16 protein-coding genes are annotated in these 19,332 nt (G+C 40.0%); 13 read left to right on the top strand and 3 right to left on the bottom strand.

Features of this window, described 5'->3' with window-relative positions; translation table 11 throughout:
• Positions 1 to 37 precede the first annotated feature (37 nt).
• From A3G9_RS0104785 to A3G9_RS0104775, 3 genes are read left to right on the top strand one after another with little or no spacing between them, the layout of a single operon-like run.
• Positions 38 to 1,072, top strand: a complete 1,035-nt coding sequence (locus tag A3G9_RS0104785; protein ID WP_002818161.1) for a PTS sugar transporter subunit IIC — start codon at positions 38 to 40, stop codon at positions 1,070 to 1,072.
• Positions 1,073 to 1,113: 41 nt separating this feature from the next.
• Positions 1,114 to 2,211, top strand: coding sequence for a YibE/F family protein (locus tag A3G9_RS0104780; protein ID WP_002821576.1), 1,098 nt, complete (start codon positions 1,114 to 1,116; stop codon positions 2,209 to 2,211).
• Positions 2,208 to 2,984: a YibE/F family protein gene (locus tag A3G9_RS0104775; protein ID WP_002821575.1), complete on the top strand. Its 777-nt coding sequence runs from the start codon at positions 2,208 to 2,210 to the stop codon at positions 2,982 to 2,984. The genes A3G9_RS0104780 and A3G9_RS0104775 overlap by 4 nt, the downstream gene beginning before the upstream one ends.
• 11 nt (positions 2,985 to 2,995) lie before the next feature.
• On the opposite strand, the gene A3G9_RS0104770 is transcribed toward A3G9_RS0104775, so the two are convergent.
• Entirely contained in the window at positions 2,996 to 3,811 is an 816-nt protein-coding gene (locus A3G9_RS0104770) for a Cof-type HAD-IIB family hydrolase (RefSeq protein ID WP_002821574.1), read from the bottom strand.
• A 37-nt stretch (positions 3,812 to 3,848) separates the two neighbouring features.
• On the opposite strand from A3G9_RS0104770, the gene A3G9_RS0104765 reads away from it, so the two are divergent.
• From A3G9_RS0104765 to A3G9_RS0104720, 10 genes are all read left to right on the top strand, one after another.
• A complete protein-coding gene (locus tag A3G9_RS0104765; protein WP_002817878.1) occupies positions 3,849 to 5,549 on the top strand; it encodes a phospho-sugar mutase in 1,701 nt (566 codons plus the stop codon).
• A 221-nt stretch (positions 5,550 to 5,770) separates the two neighbouring features.
• Positions 5,771 to 6,328 carry a cysteine hydrolase family protein gene (locus A3G9_RS0104760; RefSeq protein WP_002821573.1) on the top strand — a complete coding sequence of 186 codons (558 nt, stop codon included), beginning with the start codon at positions 5,771 to 5,773 and terminating at the stop codon, positions 6,326 to 6,328.
• Between the two features lie 265 nt (positions 6,329 to 6,593).
• Positions 6,594 to 7,772, top strand: coding sequence for an NAD(P) transhydrogenase subunit alpha (locus tag A3G9_RS0104755; RefSeq protein WP_002818168.1), 1,179 nt, complete (start codon positions 6,594 to 6,596; stop codon positions 7,770 to 7,772).
• Positions 7,772 to 8,080 carry an NAD(P) transhydrogenase subunit alpha part 2 gene (locus A3G9_RS0104750; RefSeq protein ID WP_002817876.1) on the top strand — a complete coding sequence of 103 codons (309 nt, stop codon included), beginning with the start codon at positions 7,772 to 7,774 and terminating at the stop codon, positions 8,078 to 8,080. Before A3G9_RS0104755 ends, A3G9_RS0104750 begins: the two co-directional genes overlap by 1 nt.
• The gene (locus A3G9_RS0104745; protein WP_002821077.1) at positions 8,077 to 9,489 is read left to right on the top strand and encodes an NAD(P)(+) transhydrogenase (Re/Si-specific) subunit beta; all 1,413 of its coding nucleotides are present in this window, start codon (positions 8,077 to 8,079) and stop codon (positions 9,487 to 9,489) included. Before A3G9_RS0104750 ends, A3G9_RS0104745 begins: the two co-directional genes overlap by 4 nt.
• Before the next feature lie 112 nt (positions 9,490 to 9,601).
• On the top strand, positions 9,602 to 11,623 hold the full coding sequence (uvrB, locus tag A3G9_RS0104740; RefSeq protein WP_002818172.1) for an excinuclease ABC subunit UvrB: 2,022 nt from the start codon (positions 9,602 to 9,604) through the stop codon (positions 11,621 to 11,623).
• A gap of 84 nt (positions 11,624 to 11,707) precedes the next feature.
• Positions 11,708 to 12,439, top strand: coding sequence for an SDR family NAD(P)-dependent oxidoreductase (locus A3G9_RS0104735; protein ID WP_002818173.1), 732 nt, complete (start codon positions 11,708 to 11,710; stop codon positions 12,437 to 12,439).
• Between the two features lie 94 nt (positions 12,440 to 12,533).
• Positions 12,534 to 15,392 (top strand): excinuclease ABC subunit UvrA, encoded by a 2,859-nt coding sequence (uvrA, locus tag A3G9_RS0104730; protein ID WP_002821572.1) that lies wholly within the window; start codon positions 12,534 to 12,536, stop codon positions 15,390 to 15,392.
• A gap of 137 nt (positions 15,393 to 15,529) precedes the next feature.
• Positions 15,530 to 15,952, top strand: coding sequence for an NAD(P)H-binding protein (locus tag A3G9_RS01000000109500; RefSeq protein ID WP_002818175.1), 423 nt, complete (start codon positions 15,530 to 15,532; stop codon positions 15,950 to 15,952).
• Between the two features lie 371 nt (positions 15,953 to 16,323).
• Positions 16,324 to 17,595, top strand: coding sequence for a solute carrier family 23 protein (locus A3G9_RS0104720; RefSeq protein ID WP_002821571.1), 1,272 nt, complete (start codon positions 16,324 to 16,326; stop codon positions 17,593 to 17,595).
• A 22-nt stretch (positions 17,596 to 17,617) separates the two neighbouring features.
• Here A3G9_RS0104720 and A3G9_RS0104715 read toward each other — a convergent pair whose 3' ends face one another.
• Both A3G9_RS0104715 and A3G9_RS0104710 read right to left on the bottom strand, forming a co-directional pair.
• Positions 17,618 to 17,998, bottom strand: coding sequence for an MmcQ/YjbR family DNA-binding protein (locus tag A3G9_RS0104715; RefSeq protein ID WP_002817868.1), 381 nt, complete (start codon positions 17,996 to 17,998; stop codon positions 17,618 to 17,620).
• A 103-nt stretch (positions 17,999 to 18,101) separates the two neighbouring features.
• Entirely contained in the window at positions 18,102 to 18,962 is an 861-nt protein-coding gene (locus A3G9_RS0104710) for an N-acetylmuramoyl-L-alanine amidase family protein (protein ID WP_002818179.1), read from the bottom strand.
• Positions 18,963 to 19,332: the final 370 nt, after the last annotated feature.

The following is a 19,332-nucleotide window of genomic DNA, read 5'->3' as shown; positions in this document are numbered from 1 at the left end:
TTACATTAAAATTTATGGGGTTCAATGAGGTTTTTAAATGGAAAAAAGGGAAACAAACTTTGTTTTGAAAATATTAAATAGCTTAAGCATCGGTGTAATTATTGCTTTGGTTCCCGGAGCCGTTTTGGGTTCTCTAATGAAGGCTTTTGGAAATAATCCGCTTGCAATGGCCGTTGGCCAGATGACAAGCCCGTCGCAGTGCCTACTTGCTGTGATTGCTGCGATGGCTGCCGGCCGCGCTTTTAAATTTACGATGATTAATAGTGGCTCGATGGCTTTAGCCGCTTTTATGGGTTCCGGAAGCGCGGCGGTCGATTCAAAAGGAGGATTTTTAGTTAACGGGCCAGGCGATATCATCAATATTGGTATCACGCTTGTAATTTCTGTTTTGTTGATCAAAATAATTCAAAATCGGCTTGGGACATTAAAAGTCGTTTTATCGCCAATTCTTGTCCTTGGAATTGCTGGTGGCTTGGGACGCCTGCTTTTCCCTTATGTTCATTCGATTACGACGGCGATTGGCAGTGCGATTAACGATTTAACAGATTTACAGCCTTTAATCATGGGCCCGTTGATGGGGATCATCTTTGCGGTTTTGATTTTATCTCCAATTTCTTCGGTTGGAATTGCCCTTGCAATTGGTTTGAGCGGAATTGGGTCCGGTTCTGCTAATTTAGGAATTACAACTGCCAGCTTCACCCTGGCAGTTATGGGTGCTTCGGTTAATAGTCTCGGTGGAACCTTGAGTCATTTTATCGGGACGCCGAAAATTCAAATGGCCAATATGTTAAAAACTCCCAAGCTGTTTGTTCCAATTGGAATCGTTTCTGCTCTTGCCGGTCTCGAGGGTGCAATTTTGAATGTCGGTGGGACGCCTGCTTCGGCCGGTTTTGGTATTTCCGGTCTGATTGGTCCATTGGCAGCTTTTTCAACCGGCACAAACAATATTTTGTTATTGTTGCTGGAGTTCATTGTTATCCCACTTGCTTTGGCCTATTTAGCTTATTTGCTTTTTGTGAAAAAGCTTCATTTTATTCAACCGCTCGATTTAAAACTCCCCGAGGCTGAATAGAAATTAAAATTTCCTTTTTCATTTGAGTTAAAATTGCACATATGACGTTTTTTCGTTTGTGGAAAAAATTCAAATGGCTGTTCCTTGCTGCAATTATAATTGTTTTAACAGTGGCAGCGCATTTTGATTATTTCATATATAAAACGCCAATTGCCGAGATAACTAATGTAAAACAGGTATCTTCGGAAGCAACGAAAGACTATTACGGGAATGTCGATCACGATATAACGCAAAAACTGACCTTAAAATTTTTAAATACGGAGCGTCGTGGTCAAGAAATAAAAATCAGCAATGAATATTTTAAGTCTCAGGTAATTACGCAAAAATACCGTGTTGGTCAGCAAATTTTGCTGAGTCACAAAAAATGGTGGAGTATTATTGGCCAAAAACGCGATGCAATTTTGGTTTTCACCTTGGCTCTAATGCTTTCGCTCATCATCTTTTTTGCGAATAAATTGAGTTTCCAAATTATTCTTAGCCTGGGACTTAATTTTATTTTCTTCTTATTGGCAATCTTGTTTGATATCAATTTTGTATCAGTCCAGCCGGTAGTGGTTTTTGGTGTATTGACGATTATTTTCGCTTTTATTACTTCCTTTATGGTTCTTGGGAAAACAAAACAGTTCTTGATTGTTCTTTTATCAACGCTTTTGTCAACGGCCGCCGGAGTTGCAATTGGTGCATTGACGATAAATCTAAATGGTTCCAGTGGAATTCATTTTGAATATATGGACTACATTACTCAATTTCCGATTCCGGTTTTTTATTCCGAAGTCCTGATTGGTGTGCTCGGTGCCTCGATGGACGAAGCTTCAGACATCAGTGCGATGCTGCTGGGGATGCAACGCGAACGATCTGAACGAGCTTTTAAAGAATATTTTGTATCCGGTATGAATGTTGGCCGTGATATTGTTGGTTCATTAACCAATGTGCTGTTTATGGTATTTATCGCCAATACTTTGCCGATGGTTTTCCTGTATTTAAGAAACGGAAATACCTGGTCTTATACAATCGATATCGCAATGCTGCTCGGTTTGCTTTCGACGATTATTTCGGCAATTGCAATTGTTTTGACTGTTCCGATCACATCCTGGTTGGCAGCGACAATATTGACGAGAGGAAAGAAGGTTAAGGCATGAGCACTTTTCTTTGGCTGATTTTTATTTTATTTTCTCTACTGATTTTGGTTGCCCGCAAGCAGGGTTTGAAAGCTTTCTTTGGGCTTTTCATCAATTTATGCGCGATTTTTCTGTTGATAGTCCTTATTAATTGGCAATTCAATGTTTACTTGGTCACGATTTTAATCAGTTTCGGAATTTTAGCTGTTTCGATTTATCTTTCAGCTGATAACCAAAAGGTCACGAATTATGCTTTTACTTCGAGCTTAATTGTTTTGGCGATCGTTATCATTTTGATTATCCCGATTAATTACATTGCTAATGTTCAAGGGTTTGCAACCGAGTCTTCGGAAGAATTGGAAGGACTTTTGCTCTCGGTTGGACTTAATTTCAGCAATATTGCCTTTATTGTTACGGTAATTGCAAGTCTCGGCGCCATAGCCGAAGCTAGCATGGCTATTTCAGCTGATTTAAACGAACTGATCGAAAGTACTCCAGAAATTACAACTGCCAGTCTTTACAAGCAGGGAATAATTATTGGCTCGCAGATTATTGGAACTGCTTTAAATACACTCTTCTTTGGTGTTCTTGGTGACAATTTGACGTTGGCTATGTTTTATATGCGCTTGAATTATACTTTTGCCCAATTAATCAACGACAAACTGGTGGTTGCGGCAATTCTCGACCTTTTGATCGCGATGATTGGAGTTTTATTGACGATCCCGGTCACGATTCTGATTGTTTCTCGAGGACACATTAAAAACGGAAGCTTAAATAAAAAAAACTCGAATTAGTTTTCGGGTTTTTATTTATTTAAAAGAAATTTCTCAACTGCATATGCGACGCCGTCTTCATCGTTGCTCTTGGTGACGAACTGGGCGATTGATTTAAGATCATCGATTCCATTTCCCATTGCCACTCCGACACCGACTGCTTCGATCATTGACAAATCATTGCCCTGATCGCCGATTGCCATCACTTGGGAAATATCAATTCCTAATTTTTCTGCCAAGGTCCTGACGGCATTTCCTTTTGAAACTTTTTTATCAATGAATTCGATATAAACCGGTGAGCTGGGCACGACATTAAAGCGATCGTAAACCCATGCGGGAAGTTCTTTTTTTACTCTGCTGATAATCTCCGGCTCATCGATAAACATGATTTTTGCGATTACGTCGGATTTTTTTAAGTCTTGCATTCTGACGTGACGAATTTTCGCGTTGGTCAATTTTTGTTCGTATTTTGTATATTTCGGGGCTGATAAATATGGTGTATAAATGCAGTCGGCCGTCTCGGCTTGAATTTTTACGCCAATTTTATTGGCGAGACTATAAATATCTTTATAATCTTTGATCGTCAGTGTTGCTTCGGAAATCATTCTTCCTGAAGTTGTTCGAATTGTGGCGCCATTGTAATTGATCGCATATTGATCATCTTTTTTGTCTATGCCTAGTTTGGCGTAGTATGGTTCGGTTCCCGGTAAAGGACGTCCGGAGGTAATCACGATCTTTGTGCCCATGGCAATCGCTTCTTTTAATGTGTCGATTGTGTGTTTGGTTAATTCGTTTCTGCTGTTCAATAAAGTTGCGTCAACATCAATTGCTACTAATTTTATACTCATACAACCATTTTAACCAAGAAAAATTTACAATGATGATATGGTGAAAGAAAAAACAATCCAAGAAAAAATAAAAGACTGGGAAGTCGCGGATCTTCCGGAGGATTTGCGACTGGAATTTGCTAATTCCAGTCAATCTCAACTAGAAGATGCTTTTTATCAGGATCTTAATTTTGGTACGGCCGGAATGCGTGGCTTGTTGGGCGTCGGTACCAATCGGATGAATATTTATACAGTTGCCCAAACAACCGAAGCTTTGGCCCGGCATATGGAAAAACAGGGAGAAAGCGCAAAACAGCGTGGCGTGGTGATTTCCGGTGATTCGAGAATCAATTCGGAATTATTTAAAAAAATATCTGCCGAAGTGCTAAGAGCGCACGGGATTACGGTTTATCTATTCAATGGCCCGCATCCGACTCCGGAATTGAGTTTTGCTGTAATGCATCTGCATACCTATGCCGGAATTATGATTACAGCCAGTCACAATAGCAAAGAATATAACGGTTACAAGTTATATGGAGAAGATGGTGGCCAGCTGCCGCCAAAACCTGCCGATGAAATCGTTAGAGAACGTCAGGAAGTTACGGATATTTTTCATATCAAAAAAGTTGCCGGCGGTATTAAAAAGATTGGTTCTGAAATCGATAAAGAATACCTGAATCAGGTTAAAACAATTCCGATTAATCGTGATTTGATTAAAAAATGGGGAGACAAATTAACGATTAGCTTCACGCCGCTGCACGGTGCTGGCGGTGATCTTGGCTCAAAAGCGCTTAAAGAGGCCGGTTTTAACAAAATATTGACTGTTAAAGAACAATTCAAACCGGACGGCACTTTTCCGACGGTTAAGTATCCAAATCCGGAATTCCATGAAGTCTTCAAAATTTCTGAAAGTTATGGAGCAGATGTTGAATTAGCAGTCGATCCCGATTCTGATCGAATGGGAGTCGGTTATCGAACAAAGGACGGTTCCTATAATTACCTGACTGGAAATCAAATTGCTGCTCTGATGGTTAATTATATTTTAACGGCCCAGCAGAAGGCCGGAACTTTGCCAAAAAATGGTGCGATTGTCACTTCGATTGTCTCTTCGAATTTGCCGGAACTAATTGCCAAATCGTTTAAAGTTAAACAATTCACTGTTTTAACCGGTTTTAAATACATTGCCGATAAAATTGTTGAATTTGACAAGAAACAGAATTACAGCTTTGAATTCGGTTTTGAAGAATCCTACGGTTTTTTGATTAAACCCTTTGTTCACGATAAAGATGCCATTCAGGCAATCACGCTGATGTCCGAATTGGCTGCTTATTATAAAGACCGCGGCATGACGATCGGTGATGGTTTGGACGAAATTCATGCTAAGTTTGGTGCCTTTGCCGAGGAAACCAAAGCGACTGAATTTCCTGGCGAGAAGGGCCAAGAAGAAATGACTGCCGTCATGACCAAGTTTAGAAATCGTGGACCAAAAGAAATCGGTAATTTAAAGATTAATCTCGTTGAAGATAACGATCTGCGGATTGCAAAAGATTTGAATACCGGAGCAACCAAAAAAATCTCGCTTCCAAGGGCCAATGTTATCAAATATTGGCTTGAAGACGGTTCATGGGTTGCTCTTCGACCATCCGGTACCGAACCAAAATTAAAAGTGTATATTGGAGCGAAAGGCGAAAATATGAGTTCGGCTAATAAACGTTTGGATTATCTTCAGACCGAACTTGAGAAACTTTTGAAAAAATAAAAATAGATATTAACAGTAAAAAAAGTCTCATATAAACGAGACTTTTTATTTGGAATAAATTATAGGATATTTGCTTTTGAAGTTGTTTTTGCTTGAAGAAATAAATAATAAAGCAGGTCTAAAAATGATTTAATCAAATTTTTAAAGTAAAAAAAGCATTTGCCACAGATTTTATAATGACTATAATCAATGAAAATATTCGGATAGATAGAGGAGAATTAATGGCGAAAAACGAAGCATTATTAATTATTGATTACACAAATGACTTTGTTTCTGATAAAGGAGCACTGACTTGTGGTAGGGCCGGACAGTTCTTAGCCGATCCAATCGTGACTTTGGCTGATAAAATCCATAAAAGCAATGGCTGGGTCATTTTACCAACGGATCTTCACAAAAAGGATGATCCGTATCACCCGGAAACAAAACTATTTCCGGCGCATAATTTAAAAAACAGTTGGGGAAGGCAGCTTTACGGTAAAGTAGCGTCTTGGTATCAAGAAAATAAAGATGATCAGAAAGTTTATATGTACGACAAAACACGCTACAGTGCTTTTGCCGGTACTGATCTCGACATACGTTTACGCGAACGCAATATCGATACTTTGCATTTGGCCGGTGTTTGCACAGATATTTGCGTTTTACATACTGCTGTCGATGCCTATGATTTGAATTATAGGATTGTTATCCACGAACAAACCGTTGCGACTCTCACTCAATCCGGACAAAATTGGGCTTTAAATCATTTTGAAAATGTTCTCGGCGCCAAGGTAATCGACTGATTAATAAAATCAAACTTTTTGCAAAAAATAACTCGAAATTGTTTTTATTTTATTTAAAGTTTGAAAAACAGAATATGTTTGACATACATTCGAAAGAATTCTCTATTTTTGAAAAAGCAAACGAGGCGATTGGGTCAAGACAATAAAATATATTTTTTATTCAAACGATAAAAAGCTTTTTTATTGCCTTTAATGTTATAAAATAAGTAGTCGTGAAAACGTTTGCAAGAAATTGCGACGAAAGGTGAATCGTGAAAGGAGTTTTATGGCAATTGTAGTTTCCGCTCTAAAAGAAGCTGCTGGTGAGAATCGTGTCGCATTGACCCCCGATGTTGTCGCCAAGCTGGTTAAGAGCAATTTTGATGTTGTTATCGAAAAAGGAGCCGGAGAAAAAGCATTTTATTCCGATGATGTTTATAAGAGTGCCGGCGCCAAGTTGTCAACCAGAACAGATGCTTTAAAAGCAGATATCGTGACGGTCGTCAACGAACCGTCGACGGCAACTTTAAACAAATTGACGAAAGGTCAAACAATTATTGGGATGTTGAATCCTTTGGGGGACAAAAAAGCAGTTGAAAGTTTAGCGAAGGCCGGAGTTACTTCTTTAGCTTTCGAACTGCTTCCACGAACGGTTTCCCGCGCCCAAAATTTGGATGCAAATTCATCGCAAAAATCGATTGCAGGATACAAAGCAGCTTTGTTGGCTGCTGATACTTATCCGCAATATTTTCCGATGATGATGACGGCGGCCGGAACGGCTCGTCCGGCTAAAGTACTTGTTATTGGCGCAGCTGTCGCTGGTTTGCAGGCAATCGGAACTGCTCATCGTTTGGGGGCGGTAGTTTCCGGCTACGATATCCGTGAGGATGCTCGCGGCCAGGTTGAATCCTTAGGAGCAACGGCTTTGATTTCCGGCGTTCAGGTGAAAGATGAAAATGGCTATGCTCGTGCTTTGACAACAGATGAGAAGAAAGCGCAGCAGACTGAACTGGAAGGCTTTATTGCTGAAAATAATGTCATTATCACTACAGCTCAAGTACCTGGTGGAAAGCCTCCGGTCGTGGTTTCCAAAAAAGCTGTAGATAATGCTAAAGCCGGAACAGTCTTCATCGATCTTGGTTCGTCAGCTCTCGGCGGTAATGTTGAAGGTTCCAAGCCTGGAGAGACAGTAGTAACTAAAAGCGGTGCTTTGATTGTGGGCGCCGGTGATTTGGCAAGTCGTTTGCCAAAATCTTCCTCTGACATGTATGCGAAAAACGTTCAAAATACAATTAATTACATTATCAAGGATGGAAAAATTTTGCTCGATTTGGACGATGATGTTCTAACTGATCTCGTTGCTACTTACAAAGGAGAGATTTCTTCCAACTTCTTACGGAGTCGATTTGGTTTGGAAAAACGTGTTGCTCAGAAAAAGACGGAAGATAAAAAGGAGGCTGAATAATGAGTGAAGAATTATATGCCAATTTAGCGATCTTTGTTTTGAGTTTGCTGGTTGGTTTTGAAGTTATGTCGAAGATCCCTTCTACCTTGCAAACGCCGATGATGTCGGGAGCAAATGCGATTCATGGAGTTGTTGTTGTGGGTGCTTTTGCGATTGCCGCCGAAGCTAATAATTGGCTTCTCTATATTCTGGTCTTCTTTGCTGCCTTATTTGCCGCAATCAATGTTTCCGGAGGCTATACAGTCACGGATCGTATGTTGGGCATGTTTGATCGCAAACCATCCGACAAAAAGGAGGCAGATAAATGAGTACTTTAGAAACGATCGCCTCTTTGGTTTATCTTGTTTCGGCATTTTGTTATGTGATCGGTGTTCACTTAATGCGTAGTCCAAAGACTGCTAAAAATGGTAACCGTCTATCATTCGTCGGAATGATTTTAGCCGTTATTATGATTCTGTTTCAATTAATCAGTTCCGGAAGGGTTCAAGCGACTGCATGGATTGTGTTGCTGGCTGGCCTGCTGCTTGGAATAATTTATGGTGTTATGCGGGCCAGAAAAGTTCCAATGACTGATGTCCCGCAACTTGTTTCTTTGTTTAATGCCGTTGGTGGCGGTGCTGCTGCTGTTATTGGTGTTTTTGATTATGTAACTGCATCCGGTCATTTAAGCCTTATTTTATCAATTCCGGTTGTTTTGGATGTAATCATTGGTGGAATTACTTTCTCCGGTTCTTTGATTGCAACTGGTAAACTTTCCGGAAAAGTTTCCGGGAAACCAATTAATTTCCCTGGTGCAAAAGTGATCAATATTTTGGTTGTAATTGCAATTGTAATTGCTGCCTTTCTGATGATTTCTGGTACGGAAAATCCTTGGTATCTTTTGTTGGCTTTGTTTGCCAGCTTGATTTTCGGTCTGTTGATGACTCTGCCGATTGGTGGTGCTGACATGCCGGTGGTTGTTTCTTTACTGAATGCTTTTACTGGTTTAGCAGTGGCTTTTGCCGGCTTTGTAATTGATAATCAGGTTTTGATTATTGCTGGTGCTTTAGTTGGTGCCGCCGGTACAATCTTGACCCTCCAAATGGCCGATGCAATGAACCGTTCGGTGGCGAATATTTTGGCTGGTGGTTTTGGAACCGGCGATTCGGAGTCTTCTTCGGCCTCCGATGGAGCCCCGGTTAAAGTTACAGAAACTTCGGCTGATGATATTGGCCTTCAGCTGGCTTATGCTCACAATGTGATGATTGTTCCCGGTTATGGGCTTGCTGCCGCCCAGGCACAACATGAAGTGGCCGAATTGGCAAAACTGTTGACTGATAATGGCATTAATGTTGACTATGCGATTCACCCGGTTGCTGGTCGTATGCCGGGACACATGAATGTTTTACTGGCTGATGTCAATGTTCCTTATGACCAGCTGAAACAGCTTGATGATGCAAATTCAATGTTTACCAATACGGACGTTTCTTTGGTAATTGGTGCAAACGATGTTACCAATCCGTTGGCTCGCGAGTCCGGTAATCCAATTTCTGGAATGCCAATCCTCGATGTTGACAAGTCAAAATCGGTTGTTGTTATTAAGCGTTCAATGAGCACTGGTTACGCCGGCGTTCAAAATCCGTTATTCTCCTTGGATAACACAAAAATGTTCTTCGCCGATGCCAAGAAAGGTCTTCAGGACATTATCGCTTCGACAAAAGAATATATTAATCAATAATTGATTAATATAAATATTATTAAAATCGTCTTTTAGTGAAGACGATTTTTTTATTGTTTCTGTGAGATTATTTTCCTTTAAGCCAAATAATGGAAAATGAGATAATAGGGGTATGAAATTAGAGACGCGTTTGCCTGGAAAATTTAAATTGCACAGTAATTATCAGCCGACTGGTGACCAGCCAACTGCTATTAATCAATTGATTGAAGGAGTTAACAAGGGTACCAAAGAACAAGTTTTGCTTGGAGCGACCGGAACCGGAAAAACTTTTACGATTTCGAATGTTATCGCGTCTGTTAACAAACCAACTTTGATTCTTTCTCATAATAAGACTTTGGCAGGCCAACTTTACGGCGAAATGAAAGAGTTTTTCCCGGAAAATGCTGTTGAGTATTTTGTTTCTTATTATGACTATTATCAACCGGAAGCCTATGTTCCATCATCCGATACTTACATTGAAAAAGATGCCAGTATTAACGATGAAATTGATAAGTTGCGTAATAGTGCCACCAGTAGTTTGCTCTCGCGAAACGACACAATTGTTGTTGCTTCGGTTTCCTCGATTTTTGGTTTGGGCGATCCGCATCAATATAAAGATCACGTGATCAGTTTACGGACCGGAGATGAATATGGCCGTAACAATTTAATGCGCCATTTGATAGATATCCAATATGTACGCAACGATATCGACTTTGCCCGAGGGACCTTTAGAGTTCGCGGGGATGTTGTTGAAATATTCCCTGCTTCCGAAGATGAGAAGGCAATCCGTGTAGAATTTTTCGGCGACGAAATTGATCGCATTCGGGAAATTAATCCTTTGACCGGCGAAATTTTATTGGAAGATGATTTTATTTCAATTTTCCCAGCCAAACATTTTATGACCAATGACAATATTCTTAAAAGCGCGACCGATGGTATTCGCCAGGAAATGGAAGAATGCGTTAAAAAATTCGAGCAGCAAGGAAAATTGTTGGAAGCACAGCGTCTAAAACAGCGAACCGAGTATGATATCGAAATGCTGTTGGAAATGGGTTATACCAATGGGATTGAGAATTATTCCCGCTGGATGGATGGTCGCAAACAAGGCGAACCCCCGTTTACTTTGCTTGATTTCTTTCCGAAGGATTTCCTGCTGGTTGTTGATGAAAGTCATGTGACAATGCCACAGGTCCGGGGGATGTATAACGGCGATCAAGCCCGTAAAAAAACCCTGGTCGACTATGGTTTTCGTTTGCCGTCCGCTTTGGATAACCGACCGTTAAAGTTATCCGAATTCGAACAACATGTAAATCAAGTCATTTATATGTCTGCAACACCGGGCGATTATGAATTATCTAGAGTAACTCCCGATAATATTGCCGAACAGATAATTAGGCCGACTGGACTGCTTGATCCGGAAATAGAAGTTCGTCCGATCCGAGGACAGATCGATGATTTGCTTGGCGAGATTAATGCCCGGGCTGCTAAAAACGAACGTGTTTTTATTACGACTTTGACGAAACGAATGTCTGAGGATTTGACAACTTATCTAAAGGAAAGCGGAGTTAAGGTTCAATATTTGCATAGTGATATTAAAACGCTTGAAAGGACTGAAGTTATTAGAAACTTGCGCCTGGGCAAGTTTGATGCTTTGGTTGGAATTAATCTGCTGCGTGAGGGATTGGATGTTCCTGAAGTCAGTTTGGTTGCCATTTTGGATGCCGATAAAGACGGTTTTCTTCGCAACGAACGATCATTAATCCAGACAATTGGTCGTGCCGCCCGTAATTCCAATGGACACGTTATTATGTATGCCGATGTTGTAACGGAAAATATGCAAAAAGCGATCGATGAAACGGCCCGTCGTCGTCGGATCCAAATTAAATATAATGAAGAGCACAATATAACACCGACGACAATCAAAAAAGAGATTCGCGGTTCGATTGCAATTTCCCACGAAGTTCAATCGGCCGATGAGTCTAAGCTTGATCTGACCAAAGTTGCTTTCGCTGACATGCCGATCAAAGATCAAAAAGAGATGGTTGGGAACCTGACCAAACAGATGAAAAGTGCTGCCAAGCGAATGGATTTCGAAGAAGCAGCTCAATTGCGTGATTCGATTCTGGAATTAAAAACTGAGATGAAGAAAAAATAGTTTTAATCTTAAACGATCGATAAGCTGATAAAATTATATTAGTTAGTTAACTTATTCACAACTAACAGAAAAAGAGGTAAGCCGATGTTTGATCGTTTAAAAGGCAAAGTTGCAATTGTTACAGGCGGAAATAGTGGTATTGGCAAAGCAATAGCGGCTGATTTTATCGCTGAAGGCGCAAAGGTTGTGATTACTGGTCGGAATCAGGAAAAAGGCCGGCAGACAGCCCTTGAAATCGCCGGCGACATCTTGTTTATTCAGCAGGATGTTAGTCAAGAGGCGGATTGGCAAAAGGTGATTAGCAAAACAATTGAAAAATTTGGTAAATTTGATATTTTAGTCAACAATGCCGGAGTTGGTGGGGTTGGAAAGCCCCTGGCAGAGATGTCTTTATCCGAATTTAATTGGACGCAATCGATTAATTTGTCGGGGAACTTTCTTGGAATTCATTTCGCTTTGAATAAAATGACCGAGCCCGGATCGATTATCGATGTATCTTCGGCGGCTGGCTTACGCGGTTTTCCCGGAGCTGCCGACTATTCGGCTTCCAAGGGCGGTACGCGTTTATTAACGAGAGCAGCCGCTCTGGAAGCACTTCAAATGGGCAAAAAGATTCGCGTAAATTCAATTCATCCTGGCTGGATCGATAGGGATATTGTTCCCAAGGACATGCGCGAGCAGGTGATTGCTATGACACCGATGCACCATTTAGGACAACCAAAAGATATTGCTAAATTGGCCACTTATCTTGCTTCTGATGAAAGCGAGTATACTACCGGATCCGAATTAGCTGCCGATGGTGGTTTAATGGCTTGATTTTTTTAATTCTCATAGCGCATATAAAACAAGGTTTTTAAAAAGGGAACTAATGTTCGCCTTTTTTGTATGCAAATGCCTTAAAATGTAATTTATGGCGAATAAATATATTTCCATTCGTGGGGCCCGCTCTCACAATTTAAAAAATATCGATGTTGATATTCCACGAGACAGTTTGACTGTCTTGACAGGCTTATCAGGATCAGGCAAATCGAGTTTGGCTTTCGATACTTTATATGCTGAAGGTCAACGCCGCTACGTCCAGAGCCTTTCGGCATATGCCAGGCAGTTTTTGGGACAGATGGAAAAACCGGATGTCGACTCGATCGAAGGCCTTTCGCCGGCGATTTCAATCGACCAAAAAACGACTAACAATAATCCACGTTCGACAGTTGGTACTGTCACCGAAATTAATGATTATCTGCGTTTACTATTTGCCCGAATCGGTAGACCGGACGCACCAAAAGACGGCACGATTGTTCTTTACACAGTCGATCAAATGGTTGAACGAACTTTGAAACTTGGCCAAGGATCAAGACTGCAAATATTTGCTCCAATTATTGAAAAACTGGCAGGAACTCATGAACAGTCTTTGAAAAATGCAAAAAAACTCGGTTACATTCGAGCAAGAATCGATGGCAAAATTGTTGAACTGGATAATCTTGATGATTTAAAACTCGATCGTGAAACAAAACATACGATCGAAATTATGATCGATCGAATTATTTTAAAAGACGGTATTCGTTCCCGCTTGTTTGATGCAATGGAAGCAGCAACCAGAATTGCCGATGGTCAGGTTGTTGTCGAACAGGTCGATGGTCCGAAAATGAAGTTTTCCGATCATTACTCCGGCGCTTTGAAAGATTTCCGGGTTGGACGATTGGAACCAAGACTTTTTTCTTTCAATGCGCCGACTGGAGCTTGCGAAACTTGTCAAGGTCTTGGTGTTTTACGTGAAGTCGACACCGATCTGGTTATTCCAGATGACAGCCTTACAATTCGTCAAGGAGCAGTTGCTCCTTGGAATCCGATTTCTTCTAATTACTATCCGGAAATGCTTTCTCAATTTGCCGAACAGAACGGGATTGATCAGGATACTCCTTGGCATAAGCTTCCAAAAAGACAGCGTAATTTGATTCTTAATGGTGCCGGAAAAAAGGTCTTTCACTTCCATTATGAAAATGACTTTGGTGGTGTTCGCGATACTGATACTGAATTTGAAGGTGTTTTGAATAATATCAAACGTCGTTTTACCGATTCCAATTCTGAATTTACGCGTGGAGTTATGAGCCAATACATGGATGAGATGAAATGCCCAGATTGTGGCGGTTATCGTCTTAATCCGGCAGCTTTATCAGTTAAAATCGATCACAAAAATATTGGTCAGGTAGCTGAAATGGCTGTGACCGACGAGTTGGCTTTTTTTAAAGCTTTGAAACTTGGTCCAAATGATCAAGAAATTGCGGCTCCGATTGTTAAAGAAATTTCTGATCGTCTAGGTTTTTTGGTATCTGTTGGTCTTGGATATCTTACTTTGAGCCGTTCGGCTGGAACTCTTTCTGGTGGAGAAAGTCAACGAATTCGTTTGGCAACTCAAATTGGATCGAATTTATCCGGAGTTCTCTATGTTCTTGATGAACCGTCGATTGGTCTTCACCAGCGTGATAACGATCGTTTATTGAATTCTTTAAAACAGATGCGCGATTTAGGTAACACTTTAGTTGTTGTCGAACACGATGAGGACACAATGCGGGCAGCTGATTATCTAATCGATATTGGGCCTGGTGCCGGCGATCAAGGCGGAAAAGTAATGGCAGCTGGGACGCCGAAACAGGTCGAACGAACAAAAAAATCAATTACCGGCCAATATTTGTCTGGGAAAAAGTTTATTCCGGTTCCAAAAGAACGGCGCCAAGGCAATGGCAAATTTGTTGAAATTTTTGGAGCTGCCGAAAATAATTTGAAAAAAATCAACGTTAAGTTTCCGCTCGGCAAATTTATTGCTGTAACTGGGGTTTCTGGTTCGGGAAAATCTACCTTGGTTAATTCAATATTAAAACGCGCCCTAAAACAGAAATTAAATGGTAACTCTGAGAAAGCCGGTGCTTATAAATCGATTAGTGGCTACGAAGAAATTGAAAAAGTTATCGATATCGACCAATCGCCGATTGGCCGTACCCCACGGTCGAATCCGGCTACTTATACCGGAGTTTTCGATGATATCCGAGGATTGTTCGCTCAAACAAATGAAGCGAAGATGCGCGGCTATGCGAAGGGTCGTTTTTCATTCAATGTTAAAGGCGGTCGTTGTGAAAATTGTCAGGGTGATGGAATTATCAAGATTGAAATGAATTTTCTTCCGGATGTCTATGTTACCTGTGAAGTTTGTGGTGGCACCCGCTATAATTCCGAAACGCTCGAAGTTACCTATAAAGGGAAAAATATTGCTCAGGTTCTTGATATGACAGTTGATGAGGCTTTGCCTTTCTTTTCAGCAATTCCTAAAATAGCCCGTAAATTAAAAACCATCCAAGATGTTGGTCTTGGCTATATTCAATTGGGCCAATCGGCAACAACTCTTTCCGGCGGAGAAGCCCAAAGAATGAAATTAGCCAGTGAATTGCATCGGATTCAGTCCGGAAAAAATTTTTATATTTTAGATGAACCGACAACCGGACTTCATACCGATGATATCAAGCGTCTTTTGAGTGTACTTCATCGATTGGTTGATGCCGGCAATACTGTGCTTGTAATTGAACATAACCTGGATGTTATCAAAACATCCGATTGGGTTATTGATCTTGGTCCCGAAGGGGGCGAGGCCGGCGGCATGGTTATCGCCACCGGTACGCCGGAACATATTGTCAATGTAAAGAAATCATATACAGGACAGTATCTGGCTCCGATTATGAAACGGGACGAAGCGCGAGAAGCGGCTTTGACAAGCCCTTAACTTTTGAAGCGTAGAATAGTATTTAGAATAGTTTTATTTTATTGCTGTAAATTTTTGGGTGGCGATTAAACTATTCGTTTGGTTTTAATTAATTTGATTTTACATTTTTAATTAACAGGAAAACGAAGGTTTATAAAATGAAGATTGCTATCATTGGTACAACGGGAATGGCCGGTCGTGCAGTTTATAAAGAAGCGCTTATACGCGGACATCAGGTGACGGGGTTCGTTCGTAATCCTGAAAGGGCCGTCAAGCTTTTAGGAAAGGGCAATTTTATCAAGAAGAGTATCTACCAAATTGCATCGGTTAACCTTGCTGATTTTGATGTTGTGATCAATGCTTTTGCTAATCATGAAAACCCAATTGAAAATTTTGATGCTTTGGCCCATTTATTAAGAGTTGCCCGTGGTTTGAAAACCCGTTTTATTTTCTTGCTGGGTGCTGCTTCCTTGGAAAGACAGGATGGCAAGATGCTTCTGGACTCTCTTTCTGAGCTTCCTAACAATGAGGCATGGATTCGTGAGCCGAGATATGGCGTCGATGAACTATATGTTTTGTAACATGATAATGAAGGTGTCAATTGGACAGCGATTTCTCCGCAACAGGATTTTTTAAATGGTCCAAAGTCGGAATATATTACCGGACGTAATAATTTGATTTATGCTGCTGACGGAAAGTCTCATATAAGCACTGGAAATATGGCTACGGCAATTCTTAACGAGATCGAGGAGCCCCGTTTTATTAATCAACGATTTACAGTTGGTGATAAATAACGCTTGACAAGTCATGATTGTCCTGCTTTAATTAATCCCAGTGCGAAATTTTAGAAAACAATCATTCGGATTTTTTTGAACGCAATCATTGCCCATTCGTTGGGTAATGGTTGCGTTTTTTCTTAATTAGCACAATTTTTTGGGAGGAATAATAAATCATGGAAGAGAAACGATCAAATGGAGCGATTTATGATGTTTATGAACGCCCGCCGTTTCCGATGTTATTCGGTTTAAGTTTGCAGCATCTATTCAGTATGTTTGGTGCTACGGTTTTAGTGCCCCTTGTTGTTGGATTAAATCCTGGTGTTGCGATTTTCTCTTCCGGGGTCGGCACGCTTTTACATATGTTGATTACCCGAGGCAAAATACCAGCTTATATGGGTTCTAGTTTTGCTTTTGTTATTCCAATGACAAGCCTAATGAAGTCCTTTGGTTATCCAGCGGTTGCCCAGGGTGTCTTCTCAGTTGGAATTATTTATCTGATTGTTGCTTTGATTGTTGCTAAGGCAGGGTCAGCCTGGATTGATAAGATCTTTCCACCGGCTGTCGTTGGCCCAATCGTTATGGTGATTGGTCTTTCGTTAGCTGGTTCGGCAGCGACTAATGCAACGATTAATTCTGCCACGAATAAATATGAAATTAAAATTTTTATTGTCGCTTTATTAACTTTGGCGGCAACAATTTTCTATAACATGTACTTCAAGGGTTTTCTTGGCATGATCCCGGTTTTGCTTGGCATTATTACCGGATATATTTTTGCGATTATTTTCGGCCTGGTTGATTTTCAATCGGTTGCCCAGGCTCACTGGTTCGCTTTGCCGAACTTTAATTCTTTATTTGCAAGCAAAAAACTTTATCCTTCGGTAATCCTTGATATGGCCCCCTTGGCTTTGGTCACAATTTCCGAACACTTGGGGCATATTATGGTTTTGAATAAAATTACTGGTCGTAATTTTTTCAGGGATCCTGGTCTTAATAAAACTTTAGCCGGAGATGGAACTGCTTCGATTGCCGCATCTTTGGTTGGCGGGCCTTCGGTTACTTCTTATGGCGAAAATATTGGTGTTATGCAGATGAGTAAGGTCTACTCGGTTTGGGTAATTGGTGGTGCGGCCGTACTCGCTGTCCTCTTAAGTTTTGTCGGCAAACTGTCTGCTTTGATTCAAACAATTCCCGGTGCTGTAATCGGTGGAGTTGGCTTCATGCTCTATGGTGTAATCGCAGCAGCTGGTCTACAGATTATTGTTGATAACAAAGTCGATTATTCAAAGAAACGCAACTTGATGATTGCAGCCCCAATTTTGGTTATTGGGATTGGAAATTTTGATCTTCAGTTGGGCAATCTGGAATTCACCGGAGTTGCGATGGCGACAGTGATCGGTATTGTATTGAACCTGGTTCTGCCGAAAGTTGCTGCATCTGAGAAATAAAGACTTGAAAAAAAGAATCCATTTACTTGGGTTCTTTTTTTGATGATGATAAAAACTGTAATTTGGTCTTTTTAGGCAACTGATTATAGACACACTTATATGATCCTTTCAATAATCCCTGTAATTCGATTAAAGAAATTTTTCCTTGAGCTTTGTCCAAGACAATTGAATTCCAATGTTTTTTATTAACATGGAAACCAGGAATTATAAAGGGATAAATTTCACGCAACTCAAGGTTGGTCGAAGGAAGATTTTTAAAAGTCAAATATTTTTGGTTCATTAAAGCGAAAAAGTGGCCAGCCAGGTCAAAATATAAAAGCTGCCAATCGTTACGCCAATAAATCTTTGCATTCGGCAGGCTTTTTCCAAAATCGATTATTTCTTTTTTAAATTCAAAGTCCAAATTTGGTTTTTAAAAAATAGGTTGAAAAGATAAAAAGCTTCAACTTATTTACACTTTCTTTTTTATATTTGATTTGATGATTTTACGCTTGTATATAATTGTTTTAATTGAAGTAACTAGTTAAACTTTTTGTGACATCATTTGCAACTTTTTGTTGATAGGATGATTTTTGAATATAACTAAAGTCATAATCGCTGTCCATAAAGCCCATTTCTACAAGAATAGCCGGTCTTTTGTTATCTCTGAGGACTTCAAAATTTCCAAAGGAAACACCGCGGTTATACAAAGGCAAATTATTGAATTGTTTATCTATCGTTGAAGCAAAACTGTTGGCGTTGTGATGATATTTAAACACTTCATAACCTTCGGCTGCATTTTGTTCGCCGGCTGAATTAAAATGAAAGCTAATATAGATATTGGCTTTAACCCGATTCGATAAAGCTGGTCGAGAAGCTAGAGCAACGGTTTTATTCGTATGCCTTGTCATTATTACGTGAACGTTTTTTGCCTTCAGTAATTTGTAAACCTTTAAAGCAGTTCTTAAAGTATATGTTTTTTCCATCGCTCCATTGCTTGCCTGAGTTCCGGAATCAACTCCTCCATGCCCTGGATCGAGAACAATCGTTGCCTCGGCTAAACGTCCAGCATTTTTGGCGTTATAATTTTTCTTTTGAATCAGCCAGGAGGCAACCCAACCTTTTTGCGAACCGATCTCAACTTGCCACCAATCGGTATTGTTGTTTTTCTTCAATACTTTTATTTTTTGATCTTTTTTTAAACGTTCGATTATTTTTGATTTTGGCGAGGGCGAAGCATCTAGATTTATTGATTTAGCCTTAATTACAGGTTCGGAAAAATATTCATTCAGTTTATAGGCGAAAATGCCAATGATTCCCAACAATAGCAGGCCGATGATTCCAAAAAAAATTTGCTTTTGATTAAATTTAACGGATATTTTTTTCATCTTTTCTTTCCATGATATGAATGAAACAAATCATTGTTTCCAAGTAATTTTTATATCCCCAGAATTAACTCAATTCATTTTGACATCCCAAAACGATACATAAACATATTATTCCAATTGAAACTATTTTTCAGTTTTTTGAAAAAAGTTGTTTCTTTTTGGAAAATATATAGTTCAGTAAAATCTTTTTCCTGTACTTATGAAAATAAAAATGGACTTATTCATAGTGTCTTATTAATCGGAAAAGATTCGATGGTCTCCGCTGCGGAAGTATTTTTTATATTTTTTCCGAAATTTTTCATTATTTACGAGTACTTTCATTAAGTTTATTAAGTTGTCAATCTTTTCCTAGACCAATGTCAGCTTAATT

The organism is Oenococcus oeni DSM 20252 = AWRIB129, assembly GCF_000372485.1.
Lineage (GTDB): Bacteria > Bacillota > Bacilli > Lactobacillales > Lactobacillaceae > Oenococcus > Oenococcus oeni.
This window is presented reverse-complemented; position numbering and strand designations above follow the sequence as displayed.